This window comes from Pseudomonas sp. C7.1, assembly GCF_056312395.1.
This window is the reverse complement of record NZ_JBWDTL010000003.1, coordinates 3,710,226-3,736,433: the sequence shown is the minus strand read 5'-3', so window position 1 is coordinate 3,736,433 and position 26,208 is coordinate 3,710,226. Positions and strand designations below refer to the sequence as shown.

Sequence of the window (26,208 nt, the reverse complement as noted above, 5' to 3'; positions counted from 1 at the left end):
ACTACAGCTCCCCGATACGTCGGGATGAGACGAGGCTATGCGCCCTGGCGCTTGATGCGTAGCGCCAGCAGGAAGATAAGCGTGGCTGCGATCACCACGCTATCCATGATGATCGCCGCAGCGGCCTTGCCGAAAAACGCCTGGCCATACACCAGCACCAGGGTGACGAAAATTGCCTTGCTCGCTGCCGCGATGAACGCGCAGAAGGCGCGGTGTTTTTCGTTAAGCGCGCCATAAATCAGTATCACGCCCATCAGGCCAACCAGCGCCGACCAGCTGCGAATCACGATGGATTCCAGCTGACCGGTAAACGAGACCCCAAACATCGATTCAAGCGCAGCCTGCGGCGCGAACAGGCCGTAGAACATGCTGGCGGTGAGTACGCCGGACACCAGCATCAGCCATTTGAAGTTCCCTAATACAAAATTCATACGTTCCCTCGTCTGTGTTGTGCTTGGGTGCGCTGGCGCTCAGCGTAGATCGGGGTGCTAGCCGCAAGGCCGCTGTTTAATCATAGCGATGTAGTCGTTCAGTGTTGCAGTTGTGCGAGCTTTAGCGGCCCACTTCGCCGCTTTCCAGCTTGCGCCACAGCAAGCGTACGGACGCCTTGCGCACCAGGGCGCAGCGGTACAGGCGGATTTCCAGCGGCGCTTGCCACTGCTCATCGCCGCACACCACCAACTCGCCACGGGCCAGCTCAGCGGTCACGCTCAGCCGTGGCACCCAGGCCACGCCCATGCCCTGCAAGGCCATGCTTTTCAGGCTGTCGGCCATCGCCGTTTCGTACACCGTGGTCGAACGTAGCGCGCGTTGGCGCAGTAGCAGGTTGACCGAGCGACCGAGAAAGGCACCGGCGCTGTAGGCCAGCAGCGGCACACTCTGGCCACTGTTGAGATCGAACAGCGGCGCGTCGTCTTCGCTCACCGCGCACACCGGGAGCATTTCTGTGCGGCCCAGGTGCAGCGAGGGGAAGATTTCCGGGTCCATCTGCAGCGCGGCATCCGGGTCGTAGTAGGCGAGGATCAGGTCGCAGGCGCCTTCACGCAGCGCATGCACCGCTTCACCGACGTTGGTCGCCACTAAGCGGGTGGTCAACGGTAACCCCTCACGGCGCAGGCGGGCGATCCACGCGGGGAAAAACCCCAGGGTCAGCGAGTGTGCGGCAGCAATTTGCATCACCTCACCCTGCTGGCCTTCAAGGTTATGCAGGTGACGCACCACCTCGCCCAACTGCTCGACCATGCTCCGTGCGGTGACCAGAAACAGCTGGCCGGATTCGGTCAGCTCGATGGGCATGCAGGCGCGATTGACCAGGGTCAGGCCGAGCATGTTTTCCAGGCTGCGGATGCGCCGACTGAACGCTGGCTGGGTAACAAAGCGCTTTTGCGCCGCCTGGGAAAAACTGCGGGTGGCGGCCAGGGTGACAAAGTCTTCCAGCCATTTGCTTTCCAGGTTCATCCCAGGCTCCCGATGATTTGCACAATGCGTAGGGCGGACATGCCGCCAGGCTTGTCCGCCGTTTGGCGCCGTGGTGGTGGACAAGGCTTCGTCATGTCCACCCTACGCCCGCCGACAATTCGGCGTCACACCGACATTATGCCGATTATGCATGACCCAGCGCTTAACAGCATTGGCCAGCCTCAGGCTGCAGACGCCAACATATGCGGCATCGCGGCTTTTGCCGTATCCCCAAGAGATAGCACTCATCATGTCCGCTGCTGCATCTACTCGCCTCGAAAAAGACCTGCTCGGCACCCTCGACGTTCCCGCTGACGCCTATTACGGCATCCAGACCCTGCGCGCCGTGCAGAACTTCCGCCTGTCTGGCGTGACCCTGTCGCACTACCCGAAGCTGGTGGTGGCCCTGGCCATGGTCAAGCAGGCCGCCGCCGACGCCAACCGCGAGCTGGGCCACCTGTCCGCCGCCAAGCACACGGCGATCAGCACCGCCTGCGCACGCATTATTCAAGGCGAGTTCCATGACCAGTTCGTGGTCGACATGATTCAAGGCGGCGCCGGAACCTCGACCAACATGAACGCCAACGAAGTCATCGCCAATATTGCCCTCGAAGCCATGGGTTTCGAGAAGGGTGACTACAAGCAGCTGCACCCCAACAACGATGTGAACATGGCGCAGTCGACCAACGACGCCTACCCCACCGCCATTCGCCTGGGCCTGCTGCTCGGCCACGACAGCCTGCTCACCGCGCTGGACAAGCTGATCCAGTCACTGTCAAAAAAGCAGCTGGAGTTCAGCCACGTACTGAAAATGGGCCGCACCCAGCTGCAGGACGCCGTGCCCATGACCCTTGGTCAGGAGTTCCGCGCCTTCGCCACCACCCTGGGTGAAGACCTGCAACACCTCAAGCTACTCGCGCCAACCCTGCTCACCGAAGTGAACCTGGGCGGCACCGCGATTGGCACCGGCATTAACGCTGACCCGCAGTACCAACTGCTGGCGGTCAAACGCCTGGCGATTATCAGCGGCCAGCCGTTGACCCCGGCCGCCGACCTGATCGAAGCCACCTCGGACATGGGCGCCTTTGTGCTGTTCTCCGGCATGCTCAAGCGCACGGCGGTGAAGCTGTCGAAGATGTGCAACGACCTGCGCCTGCTGTCCAGCGGCCCACGCACCGGCATCAATGAAATCAACTTGCCGCCGCGCCAGCCGGGCAGCTCGATCATGCCCGGCAAGGTCAACCCGGTGATCCCGGAAGCGGTCAATCAGGTGGCCTTCGAAGTGATAGGCAACGACCTGGCGCTGACCATGGCGGCCGAAGGTGGCCAGCTGCAGCTGAACGTGATGGAGCCGCTGATCGCCTACAAGATCTTCGACTCGATCCGCCTGCTGACCCGCGCCATGGATATGCTGCGCGAGCTGTGCATCGACGGCATCACCGCCAACGAAGCGCGCTGCCGCGAGCTGATGGAAAACTCCATCGGCCTGATCACCGCGCTCAACCCCTATATCGGCTACGAAAACGCCACGCGCATCGCCAAGGTGGCGCTGGAAACGGGCCGTGGCGTACTGGAGCTGGTGCGCGAAGAGCAGCTTTTGGGCGACGCCGAGCTGGCCGACATCCTGCGCCCCGAGAACATGATCGCTCCACGCCTGGTGCCGCTCAGCGCTTAACAGGCCGTATTAACCAAGAGGCGCACAGCGCCTCATTCCCTCAGGGATGGCTGCGGCCATCCCTTTTTTATGCGCACAGCATGATCCAGGCCGTTCTGCTTCACCCAGACGATGCTGGCGCCCCTCGCTCAGCAGCTGCCTTGCGCATCCGTGTAGGCTAGGTGCCTTAAACCGCCTAGCTCAGGAGCATTATGCGATGAAGCGCCCACGCAACCCCTTGCGCATCAACGCGCTGGTATTCGCCCTGCTGGCGATTTTATTACCCGGCCACTTGGCCTGGGCCCAGACCGACAGCATCGCCTCTGCCGACCCAGCAACCGCTGCAACTATCGAAGCAGAAGCAACGGAGAGCGATGACAAAATACGAGCCCGAATCGAAAACATTTTTGCCGAACTGGAACCGCTGCGTGGCGTGACGGTGTATGTCGGTGAAGGGGTGGTCATTCTCGGCGGCGAGGTCGCCAATGAACAGACTGCGCAGCAAGCGGAACGCCTGGCCAGCAGGCTCGCCGGTGTGGTCACAGTCACCGACACCATGAGCCGCACCCTGGCCGTGGGCGATAACGTGCGGCCGGTGCTTGAGCGCATGCGCATGCAGAGCCTGAGTTTTATAAAAGCCCTGCCACTCATTGGCCTGGCGCTGCTGGTGTCAACAGCCTTCATCTTGCTTGGCAGCTTTTTGGCGCGCTGGCAGTCACTGTGGCGAAAACTGGCGCCCAATGCCTTTCTAGCCGATTTGCTCGCGCAAGCGGTCCGCGTTGTCATCCTGTTGCTGGGTATTATCCTGGCGCTGAATTTATTGGGCGCTGCGGCCGTTATTACCACCATACTCGGCGGCGCTGGGGTCATCGGCCTGGCCATTGGCTTTGCCGTGCGCGATACCGTGGAGAACTACATCTCCAGTGTGATGCTGAGCTTGCGCCAGCCATTCCGCGCCAAAGATCACGTGATCATCAACAACATCGAGGGCATCGTCGTGCGCCTCACCTCACGCGCCACGATTTTAATGACCCTCGACGGCAACCATATGCGCATCCCCAATGCGGCGGTGTTCAAAGGCATCATCCTTAATTACTCGACCAACCCGGAACGGCGCTTTGAGTTCGAACTCGGCGTAGATGCCGACGATGACCCAGTGGCCGCGATGCAGGCGGGCCTGAGCGCCATCAGTGGCCTTGAGTTTATTCTGCAAGACCCCGAGCCCGATGCGCTGATCAAAACGGTGGGCGACTCCAATATCGTGCTGACCTTCTACGCCTGGATCGATCAGCGCCAAACCAATTTTGCCAAAGCCCGCAGCCTGGCCATTCACGCCGCCATGCGCGCGCTGGAGGCGCAAGGCTTCACCTTGCCGGAGCCGATTTACCGTTTACGCTTCGACTCCGCAGTCAATACAGCGCTGGTTGCTGCGCTCGATAGCAAGCGCTTCAGCATCGCCCCGGCTGCAAACCATGACGTTAAAGAACAACGCCCAGCCCGCCGCGTTGAGCAGGGTGATGGCGTGCTGGATGTCTCCCCGGACAAACACCTGGAAGAGAAAGTGGAGGCGGAAATCCAATCTGACCCAGGCAACGACCTACTCAACAAGAATGTGCCCCATGAATAACGCCGTCTTTGGCTAAAGACCGGCTGCTAACGCAGAGAACGCGGTGGACTGTGCCGGTAAAAGTCGCCGCAATTGCACCTTATCCAGCACTGCGCCGCGCGCTAGGATGCGGCCTCGCCGCCGGAGTTCCGCCATGTACACACCACCTGCATTCCGCCAAAACGACCTCGCCCTGCTGCATCAGCAGGTCAACGCCTGCCCATTGGCAACGCTGGTCACCCAGGGTGCAAGCGGCCTACAGGCCAGCCACCTGCCGCTCTTGCTAGCCGCAGACGAAGGCGAATTCGGCACCCTCTATGGCCACTTCGCCCGAGCCAACCCGCACTGGCGCGAGCTACTGCAGGGCGAAACCCTGGCCATCTTCCAGGGGCCGCAGGCCTATATCAGCCCCAACTGGTATCCGAGCAAGGCAGAACACGGCAAGGCGGTACCCACCTGGAATTACATTGCCGTGCATGCCCATGGCCGGGCACGGCTAATTGATGATGACGAAGGCCTGCTGCAGCTGGTCAGCCGCCTGAGCGCAACACATGAGGCGGGGCGCGAGCGACCTTGGGCGGTCAGTGATGCGCCGCGCGACTATATCGATAGCATGCTGCGCGCCATCGTCGGCTTCGCCCTACCGATCCAGCGTATAGAAGGCCAATGGAAGCTCAGCCAGAACCGCACGGACGCTGACCGCGACGGGGTTTATAAAGGCCTTAGTACCAGCCCTGTTGTCGCGGATCAGGCACTCGCGGCACGCCTGCGCTAAGCGGCGGAGCCTTACTCAATCTCAAACAGCCCATTGCGAATCTGCGCACCGGCCAGACGCTGGCGGATGTCGGCGTCGATACGCAAGTCATCCGGGCTGTAGAGCATCACCTGGCGGTAGGCATTGACCCGGTTGATGTCGTTGCCGAGAAACTCCCAAACCACGCGGGTGCAGGCAGGGGTGCGCAGGTCGCCGCTGGACACGCCGGTTTTCAGGCCGTTAAGGCGGGTGATACGGCTCTTGAAGCTTGGGATCAGGATGGTTTGGCTCATTTCGTTGCCGGTCAGCGACTCGTAGTCGATCAGAAACAGCCGATCCTGCAGGTAGAACGCTGCGCCAAGGTAACGGCAGCGTACCCAGTCTTCAGCCTTGCCCGTATCGGCGCGCGACGGTTCCTGGCGCTCCTGGCGCTCGAACAGGAAGCTGCCGCGCTCCTCGCGCAACTGCACCAGCGACAGCAGAATCTGCCCCGGCACCGACATGCAGTTGGCGTATTCAAAGTAGTAGCCGCAGTAACGCGACAGGCTGCTGGAATATTCGCCGAGGGGCTGAAATAGCTCCAGCAGCGGATCGCTCGGCAGTCGCGCTTCCGGATTGCCGCTGCGCGCACCAATCAGGTCGGCAAACTGCTCGGCCGGTAGGCTCAGTTCATAGGCCTCGACGCCGAAAAAGTCGCAGATGCGTTTGAGGTTATAAGCCGTCGGGCGGCTCTGTGCGCTGAGGTATTTATTGAACTGGGCGCGATTGATCGCAAGCTTGCGGCAAACCTCGGCAATTGACCGGTAATGGCTGCATAACAGCTTTAGATTGGGCCCTAGATGGTCGGACATGACGAGTTTCCTGGTGATGCGAGCGGCGCGATTCTAGCATCAACTCGCATCAGTTCGCCGCCATCCGCGAAATTGCACCACAGGCGCGTCTGCACAACCATTCGGCCCCGCCCATATTTCCCTCACAAAAGAACAAGAGAGACCTCACGCCATGCTCGATATTCTCAACGACCTGATCTGGAGCAAGCTCCTAATTGTGATGCTGATCGGCCTTGGTCTGTACTTCACCATCGCCTCGCGTTTCGTCCAGTTCCGTTACTTCGGCAGCATGTTCCGCATCTTCAGCGAGGCCTTCCAGCGTCAGCCTGGCCAGCTCAGCTCGTTCCAGGCGCTGATGCTATCGGTAGCCGGTCGCGTCGGTGCCGGCAACATCGCCGGCGTCTCGGTGGCGATCATGCTCGGCGGCCCGGGCGCGATTTTCTGGATGTGGGTCGTGGCCCTGGTCGGCATGGCCACCAGTTACTTCGAGTGCTCCCTGGCGCAGCTGTACAAGCGCCGTGAAGACGACGGCACCTATCGCGGTGGCCCGGCCTTCTACATCCAGCACGGCCTCGGTCAGCGCTGGTTGGGCATTGTGGTGTCGATCCTGCTGCTGGTGACCTTCGGCTTCGGTTTCAACGCCGTGCAGTCCTACACCGTGGCCAGTTCGCTGCATGACACCTTCGGCCTGCCGACCTATATCAGCGGCCTGGCTCTGACTGTGGTGATCGGTCTGATCATCTTCGGCGGCATCAAGCGCATCGCCAAGTTCTCCGACGTGTTGGTGCCGGTGATGGCCTTCGTCTATATCGCCATGGCTCTGCTGGTGATCGGCCTGAATATCGAGGCGGTTCCGGCCACCCTGGCGCTGATCGTCAAGAGCGCCTTCGGTCTTGAACCGGCCTTTGCCGGCGGCATAGGTGCAGCGATCATCATGGGCGTGAAACGCGGCCTGTTCTCCAACGAGGCGGGCCTGGGCAGCGCACCGAACGTCGCCGCCGTTGCCGAGGTCAAGCACCCGGTGGCCCAGGGCATCGTGCAGTCGCTCAGCGTGTTTATTGACACCATCATCCTGTGCAGCTGCACCGCGCTGATCATCCTGCTTTCCGGCGTCTACCAGCCGGGCATGGAAGTTTCCGGGGTAATCCTGACCCAGACCGCCGTGGCCAGCGTGGTCGGCGAGTGGGGCAGGGTGTTCATTACCGTGGCGCTGCTGCTGTTTGTGTTCACTACCCTGATCTACAACTACTACCTCGGCGAAAACGCCCTGGGCTTCTTCAGCAAGAAGCGTGCACCGGTGATGGTCTACCGCGTGCTGGTCGTGGCCCTGGTACTCTGGGGTTCGGTACAGGACCTGGGTACGGTGTTTGCCTTCGCCGACGTGACCATGGGCCTGCTGGCCATCTGCAACCTGATCGCCCTGGCGCTGCTGTTCAAGGTCGGCCTGCGCCTGATGCGCGACTACGACAGCCAGATGAAAGCTGGCATAGCGTCGCCGGTGTTCGATGCGAAGAACTTCGCCGATCTGGACCTCGACCCGGCCGTCTGGCCAAATACAGCGCCTAGCGCCCCGGCCAATCATGCGGAAATCGGCAACAGCGTGCACCAGCGCTAAGCCGCTGCAATTGCTGTGATAAACAGGGGGCTAAGCCCCCTGTTTTCTTATAAGAACAATGAAAGTACGGAGACCCCCTGATGGGTTGTGAAAAACTTCTGGTGCTTTACACCGGCGGCACCATCGGTATGCACATGAGCGCCACGGGCCTTGCCCCGGCGTCCGGCTTCGATGAACGCCTGCGCCGTCAGCAAGTGCTGGAGCCCCAGCCGCTGCCGCAATGGACCTTCCGCGAGCTGCTGCCGCCAATCGACAGCGCCAATATGAACCAGCACAACTGGTTGGCGATGGTCACGGCCATTCACGCCGGTATCGAGCAGGACGGTTGCGACGGTGTGCTGCTGCTGCACGGCACCGACACCCTGGCTTACAGCGGCGCCGCCCTGAGCTTTCTGCTGCTGGGCTTGCCGGTACCGGTCATTCTCAGCGGCTCGATGCTGCCGGCAGGCGCCGAGGGCAGCGATGCCTGGGGCAACCTGTTCGGCGCCATGCGCGCACTGCACGCCGGCGTCACGCCAGGTGTGTACCTGTATTTCAATGGTGCGCTGCTGCATGGTGCGCGGGTCAGCAAGCTGCGCAGTGATGCCTTCGACGCCTTTGACGTGCTGCCGCGCCAGCGCCAGAGCCCGCGCGCCGAGAGCATTCCGGCGAATATCGACTACCGCCAACCGCGTCAGCCGGTCAATCTGGCCGTGCTGCCGTTCTATCCGGGCATCCAGGCAAGTCATCTGCGCGCCTTGCTAGGCAGCGGCGTACAGGGCCTGCTGCTGGAATGCTACGGCAGCGGCACGGGCCCGGCGGACGACACCGAACTGCTCGACGTGCTCAAGGCTGCGCATAAGCGCGGCGTGGTCATGGCTGCGATCAGCCAGTGCCCGCACGGCCATGTCGAATTCGGCGTGTACGCCGCCGGCAGCCAGCTGGCCAGCTCCGGGCTAATTTCCGCCGGCGGCATGACCCGCGAAGCGGCCCTGGGCAAGTTGTTCAGCCTGCTCGGCGCGGGCCTGAGCCAGGCCGAGGTGGAACACTGGTTTGCGCTGGATGTCTGTGGTGAACGCGCCGATTGAAGCGTCCGCCCTTACAGCTAAGCTGTAAGGGCTTTACCTCGCTAAGGAGTTTGTCAGCATGCCGATTCGCATTCCCGTCGAAATCCGCCCGGTAACGACCGACGACCATGCCGTCTGGCTACCGCTGTGGCAGGGCTATCAGCGCTTTTATATGACCGAGATTGCCGCCGCAACCAGTGATATCACCTGGCAGCGCTTCCTCGATCCGGCCGAGCCGATGCACGCTGCTCTGGCCTGGCATGACGGCCAGGCCATCGGCCTGGTGCACTGGATCTACCACCGCTCAACCTGGACCACCGGCGACTACTGCTACCTGCAGGACCTGTTTATCGCCAAAGACGTGCGCAGCAGCGGCGCAGGGCGCAAGCTGATTGAGCACGTTTACCGCGAAGCCCAGGCACACGGCTGCTCACGCACCTACTGGCTGACCCACGAGAGCAACAGCCGCGCCATGCTGCTGTACGAGCGCATCGCCGAGCGCTCGGGGTTTGTTCAGTACCGCAAAGTCTTTTAAAGACTCTGCCCCAATGCATGCTGCGAGGCGATAAAGCGTAGATTGGGTCGGGCGGCGTTCCGTTGAGGAGCGCAGTGGCGAAGCCTAACGATCTATGCAACGCCTGTTGGGCTTCGCTGCGCTCAACGCCAACCTACCGATTGCATGCAACACGCAATCCTGTGCTCTTGCCGCAGGCAGATTACGGCGTTATCTTTTGCGCCACGCCCGGCCACCTGCGCCGGCCGCGTACCTGGATCAGCAGACAGGGTAAACACTGAGCTGGCTAACCTGAACCCACCTTCAGAGGAGCCAACTCAATGGCTGCTACCCGTATCTGGATCAAAAACCCCCTCGTTATTTTCACCGCCGCCCATCCCTCCAACAGCCTCGACGCCGCTGGTGGCCTGGTGATTGAAGGCGGTGTGATCAGCGAACTGCTCAAGGCCGGCCATCAGCCGTCCCGCCCCTGCGATCAGACCTTCGATGCCCGCGAGCATGTGGTGCTGCCAGGGCTGATCAACACCCACCACCATTTCTACCAAACCCTGACCCGCGCCTGGGGCCCGGTGGTCAACCAGCCGCTGTTTCCCTGGCTGAAAACCCTCTACCCGGTATGGGCACGCTTGACCCCGCAGAAGCTCGCCCTGGCCAGTAAAGTCGCCCTGGCCGAACTATTGCTGTCCGGCTGCAGCACGGCGGCGGATCACCACTATCTGTTCCCCGGCGGCCTGGAAAACGCCATCGACGTACAGGTCGAGGCCGTGCGTGAACTGGGCATGCGCGCCATGCTTACCCGTGGTTCGATGAGCCTCGGCGAAGCCGATGGCGGCCTGCCGCCGCAGCAGACCGTGCAACAGGGCGAAGTGATCCTGGCCGACAGCCAACGGCTGATTCAGCACTATCACCAGCGCGGCGACGGCGCACAGATCCAGATCGCCCTCGCGCCCTGCTCGCCGTTTTCGGTCACCCAGGACATCATGCGCCAGAGCGCCGAGCTGGCCGAAGAGCTGGACGTGCGCCTGCACACCCACCTGGCGGAAACCCTCGACGAAGAAGACTTCTGCCTGCAGCGCTTCGGCCTGCGCACCGTGGATTACCTAGACAGCGTCGGCTGGCTCGGCCCGCGCACCTGGCTGGCCCACGGCATCCACTTCAACCCGGAGGAAATTGCCCGCCTTGGCCAGGCCGGCACCGGCATCTGTCATTGCCCAAGCTCGAATATGCGCCTGGCCTCAGGCATCTGCCCGACCCTCGACCTACAAGCCGCCGGCGCACCCATCGGCCTCGGCGTGGACGGTTCGGCGTCCAACGATGCCTCGAATATGATCCTCGAAGCGCGCCAGGCCCTGTATATCCAGCGCCTGCGTTACGGCGCCGAGAAGATCACCCCGGAATTGGTGCTGGGCTGGGCCAGCAAAGGCTCGGCCAAGCTGCTCGGGCGCACGGACATCGGCGAGCTGGCGGTGGGCAAGCAGGCCGACCTGGCCTTGTTCAAGCTGGATGAGCTGCGCTTCTCCGGCAGCCACGACCCGCTTTCCGCGCTGCTGCTGTGCGGCGCCGACAAGGCCGACCGGATGATGATCGCAGGCACCTGGCGAGTCATCGACGGGCAGATCGAAGGCCTGGATGTCGCGCAATTGATTGCCGATCACCGCCAGGCGGCGAAGGAGCTGATTGCGGGTTGATGCATCTGTAGGAGCGGGCCATGCCCGCGATCCATTTCGCGGGCATGGCCCGCTCCTACGGCGGCAGTTAAAACACCGACCAGCCGATCCGCTCGCTCAGCAACTCCAGCGCTTTAATCCCGGCCAGGGAATTGCCCGCAGCGTTCAGCTCAGGTGACCACACGCACACGCTGAAACGCCCCGGCACTACGGCAACGATACCGCCGCCGACGCCGCTCTTGCCCGGTAGGCCGACCCGGTAGGCGAAGTTGCCGGCCTCGTCGTAAAGGCCGCTGGTGGCCATGATCGCGTTGACCTGCTTGCACTGCCGCGCGCTGAGAATCTGCTGGCCGCTGTGCTTGCAGAAGCCGTCGTTGGCGAGAAAGCCGAACGCCCGCGCCAGGTCGACGCAGCTCATGCGCAGCGCGCAGTAGCTGAAATAGCTGCGCAGCACCGCCTCCACATCGTTGTGGAAATTGCCGAAAGACTGCATCAGGTAAGCCGCCGCCGCATTGCGCGCACGGTGCTGGTATTCCGAATCGGCCACCCGGCTGTCCACCGCCACCAATGGGTTGCCGGCCAGCCGGCGGACGAAGTCGCGCAGCGACGGTACCGGCGCGGCGAAGCGTGACTGATTGATATCGCAGATCACCAGGGCACCGGCATTGATAAACGGATTACGCGGCCGGCCACGCTCAAACTCCAGCTGCACCAGCGAATTGAACGGCTGGCCAGACGGCTCATGGCCCAGGCGCTGCCAGATATCCTCGCCGGAATGCTGAATCGCCTGCACCAGGCTGAACACCTTGGAAATGCTCTGCACGGAAAACGCCGTTTCGGTATCGCCGGCGCAGAACAGCTCGCCATCGTTGCTGTACACCGCAATACCCAGCTGATTGGCCGGTACATCGGCCAGCGCCGGGATGTAATCGGCCACTTTTCCCTGCCCGATCAGCGGGCGGACTTGATCCAGAATTTCATTCAACAGCGCTTGCATGCTCAGGCTCACCCCAATGCCCGAGCGCACCTCGGACGATGGCAGGTAGACGCTTATCGAGTGGAGCCGATCACATCCAACAACAAACCCGGACTGCGCTGGCGCTTGTTCGGGCTACCTCGCCCGCTGTAGCCCAGATAAGCCCTGGCGCAATCCGGGAGGGTTCGGCTGCCGGCTAGAACTTCTCAGAACGCAACACGTCCACCTGAGCCAGGTAGCAGATCATGGCGAAGTTGGCGTAGTAGCGCGCCTGCAGGTGGGCGGCGATACGTTCGGCGATATCGCGGGTGCAGATGATTTCCACGCGGATATTGCCTTCAGTGTCCCAGCCGGCGCTGCGCACGCCGCGTCCACCACGGCCACGGGCGTCGGAGATGGTCCAGCCCGGCGCGCCGAGCTGTTCCAGGTCAGCCACCAGTTTCTTCTCCAACGCGGCTTCGCAAATTACGGTGAGCAAGGTACGGATATGCGCGTCCATTTCAGAGCCCCCAGGCCATCAGCTGTTCGGCCAGCATCAGGTACAACGGGATGCCGACGATGATATTGAAGGGAAAGGTAATACCCAGCGACGCCGTCAACGACAGTGACGGGTTGGCCTCGGGCAAGGCCAGGCGCAAGGCCGCCGGCACGGCGATATAGGACGCCGACGCCGCCAGCGTAGCCAGCACCGCTGTACCGCCCAAACTCAGGCCCATAAAACGACCAAGCAAGGCGCCGATCAGCGCGCCCAACAGCGGCATCAGTAGGGCGAAACCAAGCAGGCGCAGGCCGAACTGCCTGAGCGAGCCGAGCTGCCCGGAAGCGATCAGGCCCATTTCCAACAGGAACAGCGCCAGCACCGGCTTGAACATGCTGGTGTAGAACGGCTCCAGCGGCTTGATCGCTTCCTTGCCGGCAATCGCACCGATGATCAAACCACCGAGCAGCAGCATGATGCTCTTGCCGAGAAAAATTTCCCGGCCCAGCTCGCCCCAGTCGGTGTCGCGAGCAATGCCCTTGGCCAACAGAATGCCGATCAGGATCGCCGGAATTTCCAGAATGGCGACAAACAGTGGCATATAGCTTTCAAACTCGATGCCCTTGGCCAGCATGTAAGCCACCACCACGGCGAAGGTACCGGCGCTGACCGAGCCATAGTGCGCCGCCACCGCTGCCGCGTTAATCCGGTCGAACCCGAGACCGCGCAACACGGCAAAGGCCAGCAGCGGCAAGGCCACACCCAACCCTAACACCAGCCCCGCCTGGCCGAGCAACTGCCAGCTGGCCTGCTCGGCCAGCTCCACACCGCCGTGCAGACCGATGGCCAGCAGCAAAATGATCGACAGGGTTTCGTACAGCGCCGGCGGTAGCTTCAGCTCGCTTTTCAGCAAACCGGCCAACAGACCGAAGACAAAGAACAGCACCACCGGATCCAGACTCACCGCGCATTGCTCCTATATTGAAGGCTATGTACCCATTGCGTGTTGTGAGGCGATAAACCGTAGGTTGGGTTGAGGAGCAAAGCGACGAAGCCCAACGAAACATGCCACTGCCTATTGGGCTTCGCTGCGCTCAACGCCAACCTACCCGCATGCGCTCGCCCCGACTCGCCCCGACTCGCGTCGGGGTGCACGGCGCGCACTACCCATGGATGCAACACCTAACTGGTACATAGGCATATTGAATGGCTATTGAGACGCCCGCCGCGTCACACCGGCTCGAATAAAAGGTCATGCCCCCACCACGCGTTGTGCTGATACCCGCAGTTTTGCCCAGTGTTCTGCTGAAACAGCGGAACCCTGAACAAAGGGGCATAACCGAAAAAAAGGAGCCGTAAGGCTCCTAGGGAACTCAGGCACTTGGCCCGAAACCCTTGCCAGCGCCGCTTAACAGCCGCGCCAGCGGTGTAAAAAGAAGCCCCAAAAAAACCATTCAAATGCCTGTTCAAACAGCCGGGGCTTCCGAGGTTAACCTTCGATTTCCACCAGTACATCACCCGGATTGACCCGGTCGCCTTTGGTCACATGTACCGCTGTTACGGTACCGGCAATCGGTGCCTGCACTTCGGTTTCCATCTTCATCGCTTCGCTGATCAGCACGGCCTGGCCGGCCTTGACCGCGTCGCCGACCTTAACCAGCACATCGACGATATTGCCCGGCATGCTGGTGCTGACATCGCCCGGTGCGCTGGCCTGTTTGCGCTTGCTACCGCTGCCCGCAACGAAATCATTCAGCGGCTCAAACACCACTTCTTCCGGCATGCCGTCGATGGACAGGTAGAAGTGGCGCTTGCCGTCGCTCTTCACGCCGACACCGGTGATGTCGACGCGATAGCTTTCGCCGTGCACGTCCACCACAAACTCGGTCGGCACACCTTCACCGCCCGCCGCAGCGACGCCGCCAACTTCGGGAATCGGCAGCAGCACTTCCGGGGTCAGGGTGCCGGCGGCGCGCTCTTCGAGGAACTTGCGCCCGATGTCGGGGAACATGGCGTAGGTCAGCACGTCTTCTTCGGATTTCGCCAGGCTGCCGATTTCTTCACGCAGTTTGGCCATTTCCGGCTTGATCAGGTCAGCCGGACGCCCTTCAATCACTTCTTCGCTACCAATCGCCTGCTTGCGCAGTTGTTCGTTGACCTTGCCAGGCGCCAGGCCGTAGCGGCCTTGCAGGTACAGCTTGACCTCGTTGGTGATGGTTTTGTAACGCTCGCCGGCGAGCACGTTGAACACTGCCTGGGTGCCGACTATCTGCGAGGTCGGGGTGACCAGCGGCGGGAAGCCGAGGTCTTCGCGCACCCGAGGGATTTCCGCAAACACTTCATTGATGCGATTCAGCGCGCCCTGCTCTTTGAGCTGGTTGGCCAGGTTGGACATCATCCCGCCCGGCACCTGATTGACCTGTACGCGGGTATCCACGGCGGTGAATTCGCTCTCGAACTGGTGGTACTTCTTGCGTACGGCGTGGAAGTACAGACCGATCTCCTGGATCAGCGCCAGGTCCAGGCCGGTGTCATAAGGGCTGCCTTTGAGGGCGGCGACCATGGACTCAGTACCCGGATGGCTGGTGCCCCAGGCGAAGCTGGAAATGGCGGTGTCGATATGGTCGGCGCCAGCTTCAATCGCCTTGAGCTGGCACATCGAGCCCATGCCGGCGGTGTCGTGGCTATGGATAAACACCGGCAGGTCGACTTCGGCCTTCAATGCCTTGACCAGATCAGCGGTTGCGTAGGGCGTCAGCAGTCCGGCCATGTCCTTGATCGCGATGGAGTCGATGCCCATGGCCTGCATGGCCTTAGCCTGCTTTACGAACGCCTCGACGGTGTGCACCGGGCTGGTGGTGTAGGCAATAGTGCCCTGGGCATGTTTGCCGGCGGCTTTCACCGCTTCGATGGACACACGCAGGTTTCGCACATCGTTCATCGCATCGAAGATGCGGAACACGTCGATGCCATTGACCGCTGCCTTGGCGACAAAGGCGCGCACCACGTCATCGCTGTAGTGGCGATAACCGAGCAGGTTCTGCCCGCGCAGGAGCATCTGCAAGCGGGTGTTAGGCAGGCCGGCCTTGAGTTTACGCAGACGCTCCCAGGGATCTTCCTTGAGGAAGCGCACACAGGCATCGAAGGTCGCACCGCCCCAGACTTCCAGCGACCAGTAGCCGACTTTATCGAGCTTGCCGCAGATCGGCAGCATGTCGTCCAGGCGCATGCGCGTGGCGATGATCGACTGATGGGCATCACGCAGGATGGTGTCGGTAACGGTGATTTTTTTGCTCATGTTCTCTGCTCTCCTGTAGCCCGGATGCAATCCGGGGCCGCAGCTTCCCGGATTTCATCCAGGCTACGATTCGTTAAAGGCCGGCGTGGGCAGCAATGGCGGTGGCGATGGCGATGGCCAGGTGCGACGGGTTGCGCTTGATTGAGTACTCGGTCAATTCCGGGTGCGACTCGACGAAACTGGTGTTGAACTGGCCGCTGCGAAATTCCGGGTTGCGCAGAATTTCCTGGTAATAGGCGGCGGTTGTTTTCACACCCTGCACGCGCATGTCATCCAGGGCACGCAGGCCGCGATCCATCGCCTCTTCCCAGGTCAGCGCCCAGACCACCAGCTTCAGGCACATGGAGTCGTAGTAGGGCGGAATGGTGTAGCCGGTGTAGATCGCCGTGTCGGTGCGCACACCGGGGCCGCCGGGGGCGTAGTAACGGGTGATCTTGCCGAACGAGGGCAGGAAGTTGTTCTTCGGGTCCTCGGCGTTGATGCGGAACTGCAGGGCGAAGCCACGGTGAATGATGTCTTCCTGCTTGACCGACAGCTCAAGCCCAGAGGCGATGCGGATCTGCTCACGAACAATGTCGATACCGGTGATTTCCTCGGTGATGGTGTGTTCCACCTGCACCCGAGTGTTCATCTCCATAAAGTACAGCTCGCCATCCTCGGCCAGCAGGAACTCCACGGTGCCAGCGTTCTCGTAACCCACGGCCTTGGCCGCGCGCACCGACAGGTCACCGATATAGGCGCGCTGTTCAGGGGTCAGCTGCGGGCTGGGGGCGATTTCAATCAGCTTCTGATTGCGGCGCTGGATCGAGCAATCGCGCTCGAACAGGTGCACGGTGTTGCCGAAGCTGTCGGCGAGGATCTGCGCTTCGATGTGCTTGGGATTGACGATGCATTTTTCCAGAAATACCTCGGCGCGGCCGAAGGCCTTGGTCGCCTCGGAAATCACTCGCGGGTAGGCCTGCTCCAACTCATCGCGGCTGTTGCAGCGGCGGATACCACGCCCGCCACCGCCGTTGGTGGCCTTGAGCATCACCGGGTAGCCGATGCGGTCGCCTTCGCGCAGCGCCTCGGCGATATCTGCCACGTTGCCTTCGGTGCCTGGGGTGCAGGGCACGCCGGCAGCAATCATGCTGCGCCGCGCCTCAGTCTTGTCGCCCATGCGGCGGATCACTTCCGCCGACGGGCCGATAAACTTGATCCCACGTTCGACGCAGATGTCCGCCAGTTCGGCGTTTTCCGAGAGAAAGCCATAACCGGGATGCAATGCATCGCAGCCGGTTTCCACCGCCAGATTGACCAGCTTGCGCGGGTTCAAATAGCCGGCCAGCGGATCGGCACCAATACCATGGGCCTCATCGGCACGTTTGACGTGCAGGGCGTGGCGGTCGGCATCGGAATACACCGCCACCGAACGAATGCCCATTTCGGCACATGCTCGTACGATGCGTACGGCAATCTCACCGCGATTGGCTATCAGGATTTTCTTGATCACGAGCCAGCATCCTCGATCACGTGAGCAGGCAACCGATAACACCGGTCGACGTGTGACCGTACGTCATGTAGCGGTCAGGCGCCCACGCTACGCCGGCTTGGTGATTAACCAAAATCAATAATTATTGGGTTAGGCATTAGCTAAAGCTTATAGTTGAGCTTGATCGACTCTGCCACACAGGTGTAAATCGTGCGTAAGTCATTGCTGCGTATGACATTTCGTCAGCTTCAAGTATTCCGCTCGGTGTGCAGCCACCTTTCCTATAGCCGCGCTGCAGAGGAAATGGCCCTGACTCAACCGGCGGTGAGCCTGCAGATTCGTCAGCTGGAGGAGCTGATCGGCCAGCCACTGTTTGATTACGTCGGCAAAAAACTCTACCTGACCGAGGCCGCCGATCTATTGCAGCACGCCAGCGCGGATATTTTCGGCCGCCTGGAAAGCCTCGACATGCAGCTGGGCGATCTGCAGGGCTCACTGCAGGGGCAGCTGAGCCTGGCCATAGAATCCAGCGCTAAGTACTTCGTTCCGCACCTGTTCGCCGCTTTTCGCCAGCAATACCCGGAAGTCAACTTACAGCTGGTGGTCACCAATCACACCCAGGCGCTCAAGCGGCTGAACGCCAACCGTGATGACCTACTGATCATGTCGCGGGTGCCGACTGACATGAACCTGGAGTTTTTGCCCTTCCTGAATAACCCGATCATCGCCGTAGCGCCGCCCGATCACCCGCTGTGCATGCGAGGCCCACTGAGCCTGCAAGACCTCACCGCCTTTCCGCTGCTGATCCGCGAAGCCGGCTCCGGCACACGCCAGGCCTGCGAGGAGTATTGCCACCAGAAACGCGGGCACTTCGCCCAGACGTTGGAAGTCGGCTCCATGGAAGGCCAGTGCGAAGGGGTCATCGCCGGCCTTGGCCTGGCGTTACTGCCACGCCACGCCGTGCGCCGCGAGCTGGAGTGCGGCGCCCTGCGCGAACTGCCGGTTAGTGAGCTGCCGTTACTGCGCAGCTGGTGCCTGGTGCACCCGCGCGGCAAATACCTGTCACCGGTGGCCCAGGCGTTTTTCGCTTTCGTGCGCGATCAACGCAGCCTGATCAACGCCCTGGCTGAACGCTTTGCCGAACCAATCGGCGACGTTACTCCCAGGCATACAACCAGCCCACCGCATTGACCCGCCCTTCATTGAAGGCCACCAGTAACTGATCATGCTCGCCGCGCCAGTGATAGCTCCACAGCAGCGGCCCTGGATTGCCCTGCCAATCCGTGCGGCGCTGCCAGTCGGCGTAGTCCGCCTGATTGATCGTGACCTTGGCATCCGGCTCGCCCAGCAGCGCCAGCACAGCCGGTGTATCGCTGCGCGCAGCCAACACCTCGGCGGCCAACGCCTGCATCAGCTGGTGCTTACGGCCTTGCCAGGCATCCAGATCCTGGCGCCACTCGCCTCCGGCAAAATGCCCCTGAGACTGACGCAACTGTGCCCACTCGCTCGCCATTGCCTGCGTCTTATCGGCGCCGAGCGGCTGAACTTCGCCTGAAGCACAGCCCACAGTCAGGCCGAAGGCCATCAGCAAAATGCCAATACGCAACCCGTTGATTCCTTGCATAAACCCCTCCCTTGCGGTTTCGACATGTAGCCAGTAGCCATCATTTTCGCGGACATCGTGTCGGCTATATGTCGTGAAAATACGAAAAACGACAGCGATCTACGAAGAAATTGACAGCGTGCAAAGTGCCTTCTAAGTTCCTTTGCACTCTTGTACCAGATCGGCCGGCCTCTCATAACAAGATGTTTAAGGGGTATGCAGTAGCGCCAACGCATTCGGCATCAAGAGCTTCCACTGCCAAACATCCCTCGCCCTCCACAAGGGGGCAAAAAAACACACACCGCTCCTTACCAGGGGCGGATAAACAATAAGTGAAGGATAGGAATCTCGCGAATGAGAAAGCGGAAGTTAACCCTCGCCATCAGTGCCAGCATCACCGCACTCTGCATGCTCAGCACGGTTCAGGCGCAGGCCCACCCCCAAGAAGACTTTATGCTGCTGGAGCAGGAAAAAGCCGCCAACCAGGTGTACAAGGCATTTTTCCCCAACGAAGACCTTGCCCGTAAAGCGGCCATCAGCTTCCACGGTCAGTTGCTTGAATCACACTATGAACAGGGTTACCTGATCATGGAGCTGACCGAGGAAGAGCAGGAAAAACTCGCGGTCTTCGGCTTTACCTTCGAACCGGCCACCGCGTTTATTGCCAAGCGCAATGAAATCCTCACCCTGATCCAGAACCGCCTGCAACAGCGCAGCCTGAAAAGCGCAACGGCGATGAGTGACGTAAGCCTGGCCAGCATCCCCGGCTACGCCTGCTATGAAACCCTGGAAAGCACTTACAGCGTGGCCAGCGGCATGGCCAGCCAGTTTCCGGGTATTGCCGAATGGCTGCTGGTTGGCCAGACCTGGGAAAAGCTCAACGGCCAGGGCGGACACGACATTGGCGTGCTCAAGCTGACCAACAAAGCCATCACCGGCACTAAACCCAAGCTGTTTATCAACAGCGCAATTCATGCCCGCGAATACACCACCGCACCGCTGGTCCTGGATTTCGCCCGCTGGCTGGTCAACGGCTACGGCACCGATGCTGACGCCACCTGGATTCTCGATCACCACGAGGTCCACTTGATGCTGCAAACCAATCCGGACGGCCGCAAGAAGGCCGAAACCGGCCTGTCCTGGCGCAAAAATGCCAACCAGAACTACTGCGGCGCCAACAGCAACAGCCGTGGCGCCGACCTCAACCGCAACTTCACCTTCGGCTGGAACAGCACCAACGGCCAAGGCTCCAGCGGCAACGCCTGTAATGACACTTACCGTGGCCCCAGCGCGGGCTCCGAACCGGAAATCCAGACCCTGGAAGCTTATGTGCGCAGCCTCTGGCCAGATCGTCGCGGCCCCGGCAAAAATGATGCAGCGCCAAGCGACACCAGCGGTATCCACCTGGATATCCACAGTTACAGCGAACTGGTGCTGTGGCCGTGGGGCGATACCAGCCAGGCGGCGCCCAATGGCACCGCGCTGCAAACCCTGGGGCGCAAGTTCGCCCTGTTCAATGGCTACGCGCCGCAGCAGTCAATCGGCCTCTATCCAACCGATGGCACCAGCGATGGCATTAGCTATGGCGAACTGGGTGTTGCCGCCTACACCTTCGAACTGGGCACGCAGTTCTTCCAAAGCTGCACGGTCTACCAGAACACCATCAAACCGAAAAACCTGCCCGCACTGATCTACGCGGCCAAGGTTGTTCGTACGCCCTACATCACTCCAGGCGGCCCAGACATCAGCAACCTTGCACTGAGTGGCAATGCCTCCAGCGGTGTACCGGCCGGCACCCTGGTGACCCTGAGTGCGACTGCAAGTGACCTGCGCTTCAGCACCCGCAATGGCACCGAGCCCACGCAGAATGTCACCGCTGCCGAGTACTACATTGATAAGGCGCCCTGGGAATCTGGCGCTCAGGCCATGCCCTTGCAGCCTCTGGACGGCAGCTTCAACGGCAAGACCGAAGGCCTGAGCGGCAGCATCGCCACCACCGGGCTGCAGCCTGGCAAGCACACCGTGTATGTCCGCGCGCGGGATGCATCCGGCACCTGGGGCGCGGTCTCGGCAGCATTTCTGGTGATCGGCAGCGGCACGCCGCAGCCGAACTACTGCAGCGCGGCCAGCGGCAATGCCAACGAAGAGTGGATCAGCCAGGTCAGCTTCGGCAGCTTCACCCGCAGCTCAGGCGCCAGCACCTACAGCGACTTCACCGAACCGCGCATTGGCCAGGTGGTAAACCTGCAGCGGGGCAGTAACAGCCTGCGCCTGACGCCGCAGTTTGCCGGCTCGACGTACAACGAGTACTGGAAGGTATGGGTCGACCTGAATAAAGACGGCGACTTCACCGACGCAGGTGAGGAACTGTTCACCTCCGCGCGCGCGCTCAGCACGGTAGTGAATGGCAACCTGGTGATCCCCGCAGGCGCCGCTACCGGGAAAACCCGTATGCGCGTAGCCATGCGCTACAACACCGCGCCCGTGCCGTGCGGCACCTTCAATTACGGTGAAGTGGAGGATTACACCGTCAATATCGAGTAAGGCCTAGCAGCCTGGGGCCGTGGTAAAACGGCTCCAGGCTCGCTTCCAACCCTCGCGTATTCAGCGCGCCGACGCTGTCGCGCCTTTCTTAGACCCCGCCTGCAGACTGTGCAGGTAGCTGGTCGCGATCAACTCCGGAAAATCGATCAACTCATGCTGCAGCTGACGCTGCTCGGCATAGCTTTCAATCGCGCGGCGGTATTCCATACGACGCTGGTCCAGCAGCTTGCGCCGGGTCTTGGCGTCGCTGTTTTCGTGAGACTGCGGTTTATCCAGATAGCCAGACATAGGGTGCAACTCCCAAGCTGAATAAGGGGAGTACCAGCATCTGCTCTGGATATGACGCTTTGATGGCCGCGCGATAACGGGGCGATGAATCCAGCCGCACAACGTCGTAGCCCGAATAAGCCCTGGCGCAATCCGGGATCGCAGCCCCCGGATTGCGCTGCGTTTATCTGGGCTACAGGTGATGTTATCGGCGGAATTTCGCTTATTCAGGTTTTTGCAGTGGCGGATTTCCGCTTGTTACGGCGTGCCAGATGGCCGTCTAGCGCAGCGAACCGCTCTAGCGCGGGCTTTTCTTTCGCTGGCACGGCATCTGCTATAGCTCTTGTCAGCCAGGCACTCGATTGCCTCGCCATCTATAAGAAAGACAAGAGGTGAACCCCATGTACTGCCCCGCAGCACCTGCGCGCCTGTCGCGTCCGGCATCAAACGCCCATCTCTTGTGCGCTCGGCTCAGGCTGCGCGTGAGCCTCTGCTCCTTTTCGCCCTTGCGTTAGTTCCGGCGCTGCATCGCCGCCGGTGTGGCGTGCAGCGTCTACAGTGAAAACCTCTGCATAAATCCATAACAACGACGGAGATTCTTCCATGCGAATGACCAAACGTTTCAGCCTGTTTGCTGCTGCCGCAGCCTTTACCGCAAGCACTGCGGTACTCGCCGCCCCGACCTTTATCAACGTGCTGACCGGTGGCACCAGCGGTGTGTACTACCCGATTGGTGTGGGCCTGTCGCAGCTGTACAGCACCGGTATTGATGGTTCGAAGACCTCGGTACAAGCCACCAAGGCCTCGGTGGAAAACCTCAACTTGCTGGAGGCCGGTCGCGGCGAGCTGGCCTTCGCCCTCGGTGACTCGGTCGCCGATGCCTGGAACGGCGTGGAAGACGCCGGCTTCAAGGCCCCACTGAAAAAGCTGCGGGCCATCGCCGGCACCTACCCCAACTACATCCAGATTGTCGCCAGCAAGGAATCCGGCATCGCCACCCTGGCTGATCTAAAGGGCAAGCGCATCTCCGTTGGCGCGCCGAAATCCGGCACCGAGCTCAACGCCCGCGCCATCTTCAAGGCCGCTGGTCTGAGCTATGAAGACATGGGCAAGGTCGAGTTTCTGCCGTACGCCGAGTCGGTTGAGCTGATCAAGAACCGTCAGCTGGATGCCACCCTGCAGTCCTCGGGCCTGGGCATGGCGGCGATTCGTGACTTGGCTGCGACCCTGCCGATCACCTTCGTGGCCATTCCGGCCGAAATCACCGCGAAGATCGACAACGCTGCCTACCAGGCAGCCTCGATTCCAGCCGGCACCTATGACGGTCAGGACAGCGATGTGCCGACCGTGGCTATTCAGAACATTCTGGTCAGCCATGACGGCGTATCCGAAGAAGTGGCCTATCAGATGACCAAACTGATGTTTGACAACCTTGAGCGCCTGGGCAACGCCCACTCGGCGGCCAAGGACATCAAGCTGGAAGGCGCCGCTAAAGGCCTGCCGATCCCGCTGCATCCGGGTGCCGAGCGCTTCTACAAAGAAGCTGGCGCACTGTAAGGCTATTGAAGGGTTGGCCGGGTAGGATGGTGCGAGTTCGTAGGATGGGTTAGCCGCGCAGCGGCGTAACCCATCGAACGATGATAGAGGCGAGCACCTTGCAGCATGGGTATCGCTTCGCTCAACCCATCCTACGGATTACCCAGGCCACCCTATTTTTAGAGCTACGAATAAAACCGGCGTGCCCGTCACGGCAGGTTTTGTTGGCGACTCTTGTGCTATCGACGTTGTAACGAGGGTGTGACCTTCATGAGTGAGCAAAACCAAGGCCTCGCCGGCAGCCCCAGCGATTGGCCAACAGCGCTGTTTTATGTCGCGCTGCTGTTTTCCATCTTCCAGATCATCACTGCGGCCTTCCACCCGGTATCCAGCCAGATTCTGCGTGCCGTGCATGTGGGCTTTCTGCTGCTGGTGGTGTTTCTCTGCTTTCCCGCCCGTGGCAAGGAGCAGCCCTGGCAGCCGATGGCCTGGCTACTGGGCCTGGCCGGCATGGCCACGGCGTTCTACCAGTGGTATTTCGAGGCTGATCTGATTCAGCGTTCGGGTGATCTGACCAGCAGCGACATGGTCGTCGGCCTGGTGCTGATCGTGTTGGTGTTCGAAGCCGCACGGCGGGTGATGGGCATCGCTTTGCCCTTTATCTGCGCGCTGTTTCTGGCCTACGGTTTGTTCGGCCAGTACTTGCCGGGCGACCTGATGCACCGTGGCTATGCCATCGACCAGATCGTTAACCAGTTGGCCTTCGGCACCGAAGGGCTGTACGGCACGCCGACCTATGTATCGGCTACCTATATCTTCCTGTTTATCCTGTTCGGCGCGTTTCTTGAACAAGCCGGGATGATCAAGCTGTTTACCGATTTCGCCATGGGCTTGTTCGGTCACAAGCTCGGCGGCCCGGCCAAGGTATCGGTGGTGTCGTCAGCGCTGATGGGCACCATCACCGGCTCCGGCGTGGCCAACGTGGTCACCACCGGCCAGTTCACCATCCCGCTGATGAAGCGCTTCGGCTACAAGCCGGCGTTTGCCGGCGGGGTGGAAGCGACCTCGTCGATGGGCAGCCAGATCATGCCGCCGATCATGGGCGCGGTGGCCTTTATCATGGCCGAGACGATCAATGTGCCGTTCTTCGAGGTGGCCAAGGCCGCGCTGATTCCGGCGCTGCTGTACTTCGGCTCGGTGTTCTGGATGGTTCACCTGGAAGCTAAGCGCGCCAACCTGCGCGGCCTGCCGAAAGAGGAATGCCCGAACCCTTGGGCGGCGGTGAAGCAGCGCTGGTACCTGCTGATCCCGCTGTTCATCCTGATCTACCTACTGTTCTCCGGACGCACGCCGCTGTTCTCCGGGATGGTCGGCCTGGCGCTGACCGCCATCGTGATTCTCGGTTCGGCGATCATCCTGCGGGTGTCATCCAAGGTCATGCGTTTTGCCTTCTGGATCGCCCTGGGCGTGCTCTGCGCCGGCTTCTTCCAGCTTGGCATCGGCGTGGTGTTCGGCGTGGTCGCGCTGCTGGTGGCGGTGTGCTGGTTTATCAAAGGCGGGCGCGACACGCTGATCATTTGCCTGCACGCCCTGGTGGAAGGTGCACGGCATGCCGTACCGGTGGGCATCGCCTGCGCCCTGGTCGGGGTGATTATCGGTGTGGTCTCGCTGACCGGGGTGGCCTCGACTTTCGCCGGCTATATCCTCGCCATCGGTCAGGACAACCTGTTCCTTTCGCTGATCCTCACCATGCTCACCTGCCTGGTGCTCGGCATGGGCATCCCGACCATTCCTAACTACATCATCACCAGCTCGATTGCCGCGCCGGCGCTGCTGGAGCTGGGCGTGCCGCTGATCGTCTCGCATATGTTCGTGTTCTATTTCGGCATCATGGCCGACCTCACGCCGCCGGTGGCGCTGGCCTGTTTCGCAGCCGCCCCGATTGCCAAGGAGAGCGGCCTGAAGATTAGCCTGTGGGCGATTCGCATCGCCGTGGCCGGCTTCGTCGTGCCGTTTATGGCGGTGTACGAGCCGGCATTAATGCTGCAAGGCGATAGCCTGTTGGCCACCCTGTATGTGGTGATCAAGGCGCTGTTGGCCATCGGCATCTGGGGCGTGGTGTTTACCGGTTACCTGCAGGCCAAGCTGAGCTGGTGGGAGCGAGTGCTGGGCTTTGCCGCCGGTGCTAGTTTGATTCTGGCCACACCGATGAGCGATGAGATCGGCTTCGCCCTGGCGGCGCTGTTTATCGCCCAGCACTACTGGCGTGCCCATCGCGCCCAGGTGGCCACGGCGTGATCGGTCTGTGCCTGGGTTTGGCGGGCGCGGTGTGGGCAGAAGTGGCCACGCCCAGCTTCACCCTGGCCTGGACGCACACGATTGAGAAGATTCGTTGGGAAGAGGATTACCGCGTGACGCCTGAGGGCTTGCTCCTTGGCGAGGCGCGGGTCAAGGGTTCCGGGGCCGGCATGGAGATTCCAGACGGCGCCGAACTGCGCGAGGGCAGCTGGCATTACCAGCGTCAGCTACCCCCCTTGCAACCACTGCGTTTGGGGCGAACCCCCGAGGCAGGGGATTATCAACTGTGTTTCAACCAGCGTTGCCACTCAATGAGTGAATGGCTCGGCCCGCCACAAGCGACCCAGCCGGCGCTGGAACTCTGGAGCTGCGAGCAAAGCTCCCCGGCCGCCTCGGCGGCAGGCCAGGACGACGGCTAAGGCTGCGTTCGCTCCCAGGGCCACAAGCCCTGGTTGTTGTAGAGGAGAACCCCCATTTGGCGCAGCCGGTGGGGGTTTTGTTCATGTGTAGGTTGGTGTTGAGCGCAGCGAAGCCCAACATGGGTGGCTGGACTTGTTGGGCTTCGTCGCTGCGCTCCTCAACCCAACCTACCT

Annotated in this window: 22 protein-coding genes; 12 read left to right on the top strand and 10 right to left on the bottom strand. The window is 61.3% G+C overall.

The window, feature by feature from the left end; genetic code table 11:
• Nucleotides 1–35: 35 nt before the first annotated feature.
• Together AC0T4W_RS20890 and AC0T4W_RS20885 are read right to left on the bottom strand one after the other, a co-directional pair.
• Nucleotides 36–431, bottom strand: a complete 396-nt coding sequence (locus AC0T4W_RS20890; RefSeq protein ID WP_476322305.1) for a hypothetical protein — start codon at nt 429–431, stop codon at nt 36–38.
• Nucleotides 432–552: 121 nt separating this feature from the next.
• A complete protein-coding gene (locus AC0T4W_RS20885; RefSeq protein WP_476322302.1) occupies nt 553–1,458 on the bottom strand; it encodes a LysR substrate-binding domain-containing protein in 906 nt (301 codons plus the stop codon).
• A 250-nt stretch (nt 1,459–1,708) separates the two neighbouring features.
• Here AC0T4W_RS20885 and AC0T4W_RS20880 point away from each other — a divergent pair, with 250 nt between their 5' ends.
• From AC0T4W_RS20880 to AC0T4W_RS20870, 3 genes are all read left to right on the top strand, one after another.
• Nucleotides 1,709–3,133: an aspartate ammonia-lyase gene (locus AC0T4W_RS20880; RefSeq protein ID WP_476322299.1), complete on the top strand. Its 1,425-nt coding sequence runs from the start codon at nt 1,709–1,711 to the stop codon at nt 3,131–3,133.
• Nucleotides 3,134–3,329: 196 nt separating this feature from the next.
• Nucleotides 3,330–4,739, top strand: coding sequence for a mechanosensitive ion channel family protein (locus AC0T4W_RS20875; RefSeq protein ID WP_476322296.1), 1,410 nt, complete (start codon nt 3,330–3,332; stop codon nt 4,737–4,739).
• Between the two features lie 133 nt (nt 4,740–4,872).
• Nucleotides 4,873–5,493: an FMN-binding negative transcriptional regulator gene (locus AC0T4W_RS20870; protein WP_476322293.1), complete on the top strand. Its 621-nt coding sequence runs from the start codon at nt 4,873–4,875 to the stop codon at nt 5,491–5,493.
• Nucleotides 5,494–5,504: 11 nt separating this feature from the next.
• Here AC0T4W_RS20870 and AC0T4W_RS20865 read toward each other — a convergent pair whose 3' ends face one another.
• Complete coding sequence (locus AC0T4W_RS20865) at nt 5,505–6,323, bottom strand: helix-turn-helix domain-containing protein (RefSeq protein WP_476322290.1); 819 nt, start codon at nt 6,321–6,323, stop codon at nt 5,505–5,507.
• A gap of 151 nt (nt 6,324–6,474) precedes the next feature.
• Between AC0T4W_RS20865 and AC0T4W_RS20860 the strand changes: the two genes are divergently transcribed.
• From AC0T4W_RS20860 to AC0T4W_RS20845, 4 genes are all read left to right on the top strand, one after another.
• Complete coding sequence (locus AC0T4W_RS20860; protein ID WP_476322287.1) at nt 6,475–7,917, top strand: alanine/glycine:cation symporter family protein; 1,443 nt, start codon at nt 6,475–6,477, stop codon at nt 7,915–7,917.
• Between the two features lie 80 nt (nt 7,918–7,997).
• On the top strand, nt 7,998–8,984 hold the full coding sequence (locus AC0T4W_RS20855; protein WP_476322284.1) for an asparaginase: 987 nt from the start codon (nt 7,998–8,000) through the stop codon (nt 8,982–8,984).
• 58 nt (nt 8,985–9,042) lie between these two features.
• Nucleotides 9,043–9,498: an N-acetyltransferase family protein gene (locus tag AC0T4W_RS20850; protein WP_476322281.1), complete on the top strand. Its 456-nt coding sequence runs from the start codon at nt 9,043–9,045 to the stop codon at nt 9,496–9,498.
• Between the two features lie 299 nt (nt 9,499–9,797).
• Nucleotides 9,798–11,165 (top strand): 8-oxoguanine deaminase, encoded by a 1,368-nt coding sequence (locus AC0T4W_RS20845; RefSeq protein WP_476322278.1) that lies wholly within the window; start codon nt 9,798–9,800, stop codon nt 11,163–11,165.
• Between the two features lie 67 nt (nt 11,166–11,232).
• On the opposite strand, the gene glsB is transcribed toward AC0T4W_RS20845, so the two are convergent.
• The 5 genes from glsB to AC0T4W_RS20820 all read right to left on the bottom strand — a co-directional run bounded on the left by glsB (nt 11,233) and on the right by AC0T4W_RS20820 (nt 17,388).
• Nucleotides 11,233–12,141: a glutaminase B gene (gene glsB, locus AC0T4W_RS20840; protein ID WP_476322275.1), complete on the bottom strand. Its 909-nt coding sequence runs from the start codon at nt 12,139–12,141 to the stop codon at nt 11,233–11,235.
• 175 nt (nt 12,142–12,316) lie between these two features.
• Complete coding sequence (locus tag AC0T4W_RS20835; RefSeq protein WP_476322272.1) at nt 12,317–12,619, bottom strand: P-II family nitrogen regulator; 303 nt, start codon at nt 12,617–12,619, stop codon at nt 12,317–12,319.
• 1 nt (nt 12,620) lies between these two features.
• Entirely contained in the window at nt 12,621–13,562 is a 942-nt protein-coding gene (locus AC0T4W_RS20830) for a sodium-dependent bicarbonate transport family permease (protein WP_476322270.1), read from the bottom strand.
• A gap of 525 nt (nt 13,563–14,087) precedes the next feature.
• A complete protein-coding gene (gene oadA / locus AC0T4W_RS20825) occupies nt 14,088–15,896 on the bottom strand; it encodes a sodium-extruding oxaloacetate decarboxylase subunit alpha (protein ID WP_476322267.1) in 1,809 nt (602 codons plus the stop codon).
• Between the two features lie 73 nt (nt 15,897–15,969).
• The gene (locus AC0T4W_RS20820; protein WP_476322265.1) at nt 15,970–17,388 is read right to left on the bottom strand and encodes an acetyl-CoA carboxylase biotin carboxylase subunit; all 1,419 of its coding nucleotides are present in this window, start codon (nt 17,386–17,388) and stop codon (nt 15,970–15,972) included.
• 189 nt (nt 17,389–17,577) lie between these two features.
• Here AC0T4W_RS20820 and AC0T4W_RS20815 point away from each other — a divergent pair, with 189 nt between their 5' ends.
• The gene (locus AC0T4W_RS20815; protein WP_476322263.1) at nt 17,578–18,558 is read left to right on the top strand and encodes a LysR family transcriptional regulator; all 981 of its coding nucleotides are present in this window, start codon (nt 17,578–17,580) and stop codon (nt 18,556–18,558) included.
• On the opposite strand, the gene AC0T4W_RS20810 is transcribed toward AC0T4W_RS20815, so the two are convergent.
• On the bottom strand, nt 18,524–18,991 hold the full coding sequence (locus AC0T4W_RS20810; protein ID WP_476322260.1) for a hypothetical protein: 468 nt from the start codon (nt 18,989–18,991) through the stop codon (nt 18,524–18,526). The genes AC0T4W_RS20815 and AC0T4W_RS20810 overlap by 35 nt on opposite strands.
• 333 nt (nt 18,992–19,324) lie before the next feature.
• On the opposite strand from AC0T4W_RS20810, the gene AC0T4W_RS20805 reads away from it, so the two are divergent.
• A complete protein-coding gene (locus AC0T4W_RS20805; protein ID WP_476322257.1) occupies nt 19,325–21,514 on the top strand; it encodes a M14 family zinc carboxypeptidase in 2,190 nt (729 codons plus the stop codon).
• A gap of 60 nt (nt 21,515–21,574) precedes the next feature.
• Here AC0T4W_RS20805 and AC0T4W_RS20800 read toward each other — a convergent pair whose 3' ends face one another.
• Entirely contained in the window at nt 21,575–21,802 is a 228-nt protein-coding gene (locus tag AC0T4W_RS20800; protein ID WP_476322254.1) for a PA3496 family putative envelope integrity protein, read from the bottom strand.
• Between the two features lie 582 nt (nt 21,803–22,384).
• Here AC0T4W_RS20800 and AC0T4W_RS20795 point away from each other — a divergent pair.
• The 3 genes from AC0T4W_RS20795 to AC0T4W_RS20785 all read left to right on the top strand — a co-directional run bounded on the left by AC0T4W_RS20795 (nt 22,385) and on the right by AC0T4W_RS20785 (nt 26,034).
• The gene (locus tag AC0T4W_RS20795) at nt 22,385–23,338 is read left to right on the top strand and encodes a TAXI family TRAP transporter solute-binding subunit (RefSeq protein WP_476322251.1); all 954 of its coding nucleotides are present in this window, start codon (nt 22,385–22,387) and stop codon (nt 23,336–23,338) included.
• A 249-nt stretch (nt 23,339–23,587) separates the two neighbouring features.
• Nucleotides 23,588–25,615 carry a TRAP transporter permease gene (locus AC0T4W_RS20790; RefSeq protein ID WP_476322248.1) on the top strand — a complete coding sequence of 676 codons (2,028 nt, stop codon included), beginning with the start codon at nt 23,588–23,590 and terminating at the stop codon, nt 25,613–25,615.
• Complete coding sequence (locus tag AC0T4W_RS20785) at nt 25,612–26,034, top strand: DUF1850 domain-containing protein (RefSeq protein ID WP_476322245.1); 423 nt, start codon at nt 25,612–25,614, stop codon at nt 26,032–26,034. Before AC0T4W_RS20790 ends, AC0T4W_RS20785 begins: the two co-directional genes overlap by 4 nt.
• The last annotated feature ends 174 nt before the right edge of the window (nt 26,035–26,208 follow it).

Bases quoted from the DNA above. Each gene is read 5' to 3' on its own strand.
- AC0T4W_RS20835 (WP_476322272.1), bottom strand. From the start codon at position 12,619: ATGGACGCGCATATCCGTACCTTGCTCACCGTAATTTGCGAAGCCGCG.
- AC0T4W_RS20880 (WP_476322299.1), top strand. From the start codon at position 1,709: ATGTCCGCTGCTGCATCTACTCGCCTCGAAAAAGACCTGCTCGGCACC.
- glsB (WP_476322275.1), bottom strand. From the start codon at position 12,141: ATGCAAGCGCTGTTGAATGAAATTCTGGATCAAGTCCGCCCGCTGATC.
- AC0T4W_RS20845 (WP_476322278.1), top strand. From the start codon at position 9,798: ATGGCTGCTACCCGTATCTGGATCAAAAACCCCCTCGTTATTTTCACC.
- AC0T4W_RS20795 (WP_476322251.1), top strand. From the start codon at position 22,385: ATGCGAATGACCAAACGTTTCAGCCTGTTTGCTGCTGCCGCAGCCTTT.
- AC0T4W_RS20870 (WP_476322293.1), top strand. From the start codon at position 4,873: ATGTACACACCACCTGCATTCCGCCAAAACGACCTCGCCCTGCTGCAT.
- AC0T4W_RS20875 (WP_476322296.1), top strand. From the start codon at position 3,330: ATGAAGCGCCCACGCAACCCCTTGCGCATCAACGCGCTGGTATTCGCC.
- oadA (WP_476322267.1), bottom strand. From the start codon at position 15,896: ATGAGCAAAAAAATCACCGTTACCGACACCATCCTGCGTGATGCCCAT.
- AC0T4W_RS20850 (WP_476322281.1), top strand. From the start codon at position 9,043: ATGCCGATTCGCATTCCCGTCGAAATCCGCCCGGTAACGACCGACGAC.
- AC0T4W_RS20805 (WP_476322257.1), top strand. From the start codon at position 19,325: ATGAGAAAGCGGAAGTTAACCCTCGCCATCAGTGCCAGCATCACCGCA.
- AC0T4W_RS20810 (WP_476322260.1), bottom strand. From the start codon at position 18,991: ATGCAAGGAATCAACGGGTTGCGTATTGGCATTTTGCTGATGGCCTTC.
- AC0T4W_RS20885 (WP_476322302.1), bottom strand. From the start codon at position 1,458: ATGAACCTGGAAAGCAAATGGCTGGAAGACTTTGTCACCCTGGCCGCC.
- AC0T4W_RS20800 (WP_476322254.1), bottom strand. From the start codon at position 21,802: ATGTCTGGCTATCTGGATAAACCGCAGTCTCACGAAAACAGCGACGCC.
- AC0T4W_RS20855 (WP_476322284.1), top strand. From the start codon at position 7,998: ATGGGTTGTGAAAAACTTCTGGTGCTTTACACCGGCGGCACCATCGGT.
- AC0T4W_RS20790 (WP_476322248.1), top strand. From the start codon at position 23,588: ATGAGTGAGCAAAACCAAGGCCTCGCCGGCAGCCCCAGCGATTGGCCA.
- AC0T4W_RS20890 (WP_476322305.1), bottom strand. From the start codon at position 431: ATGAATTTTGTATTAGGGAACTTCAAATGGCTGATGCTGGTGTCCGGC.
- AC0T4W_RS20865 (WP_476322290.1), bottom strand. From the start codon at position 6,323: ATGTCCGACCATCTAGGGCCCAATCTAAAGCTGTTATGCAGCCATTAC.
- AC0T4W_RS20860 (WP_476322287.1), top strand. From the start codon at position 6,475: ATGCTCGATATTCTCAACGACCTGATCTGGAGCAAGCTCCTAATTGTG.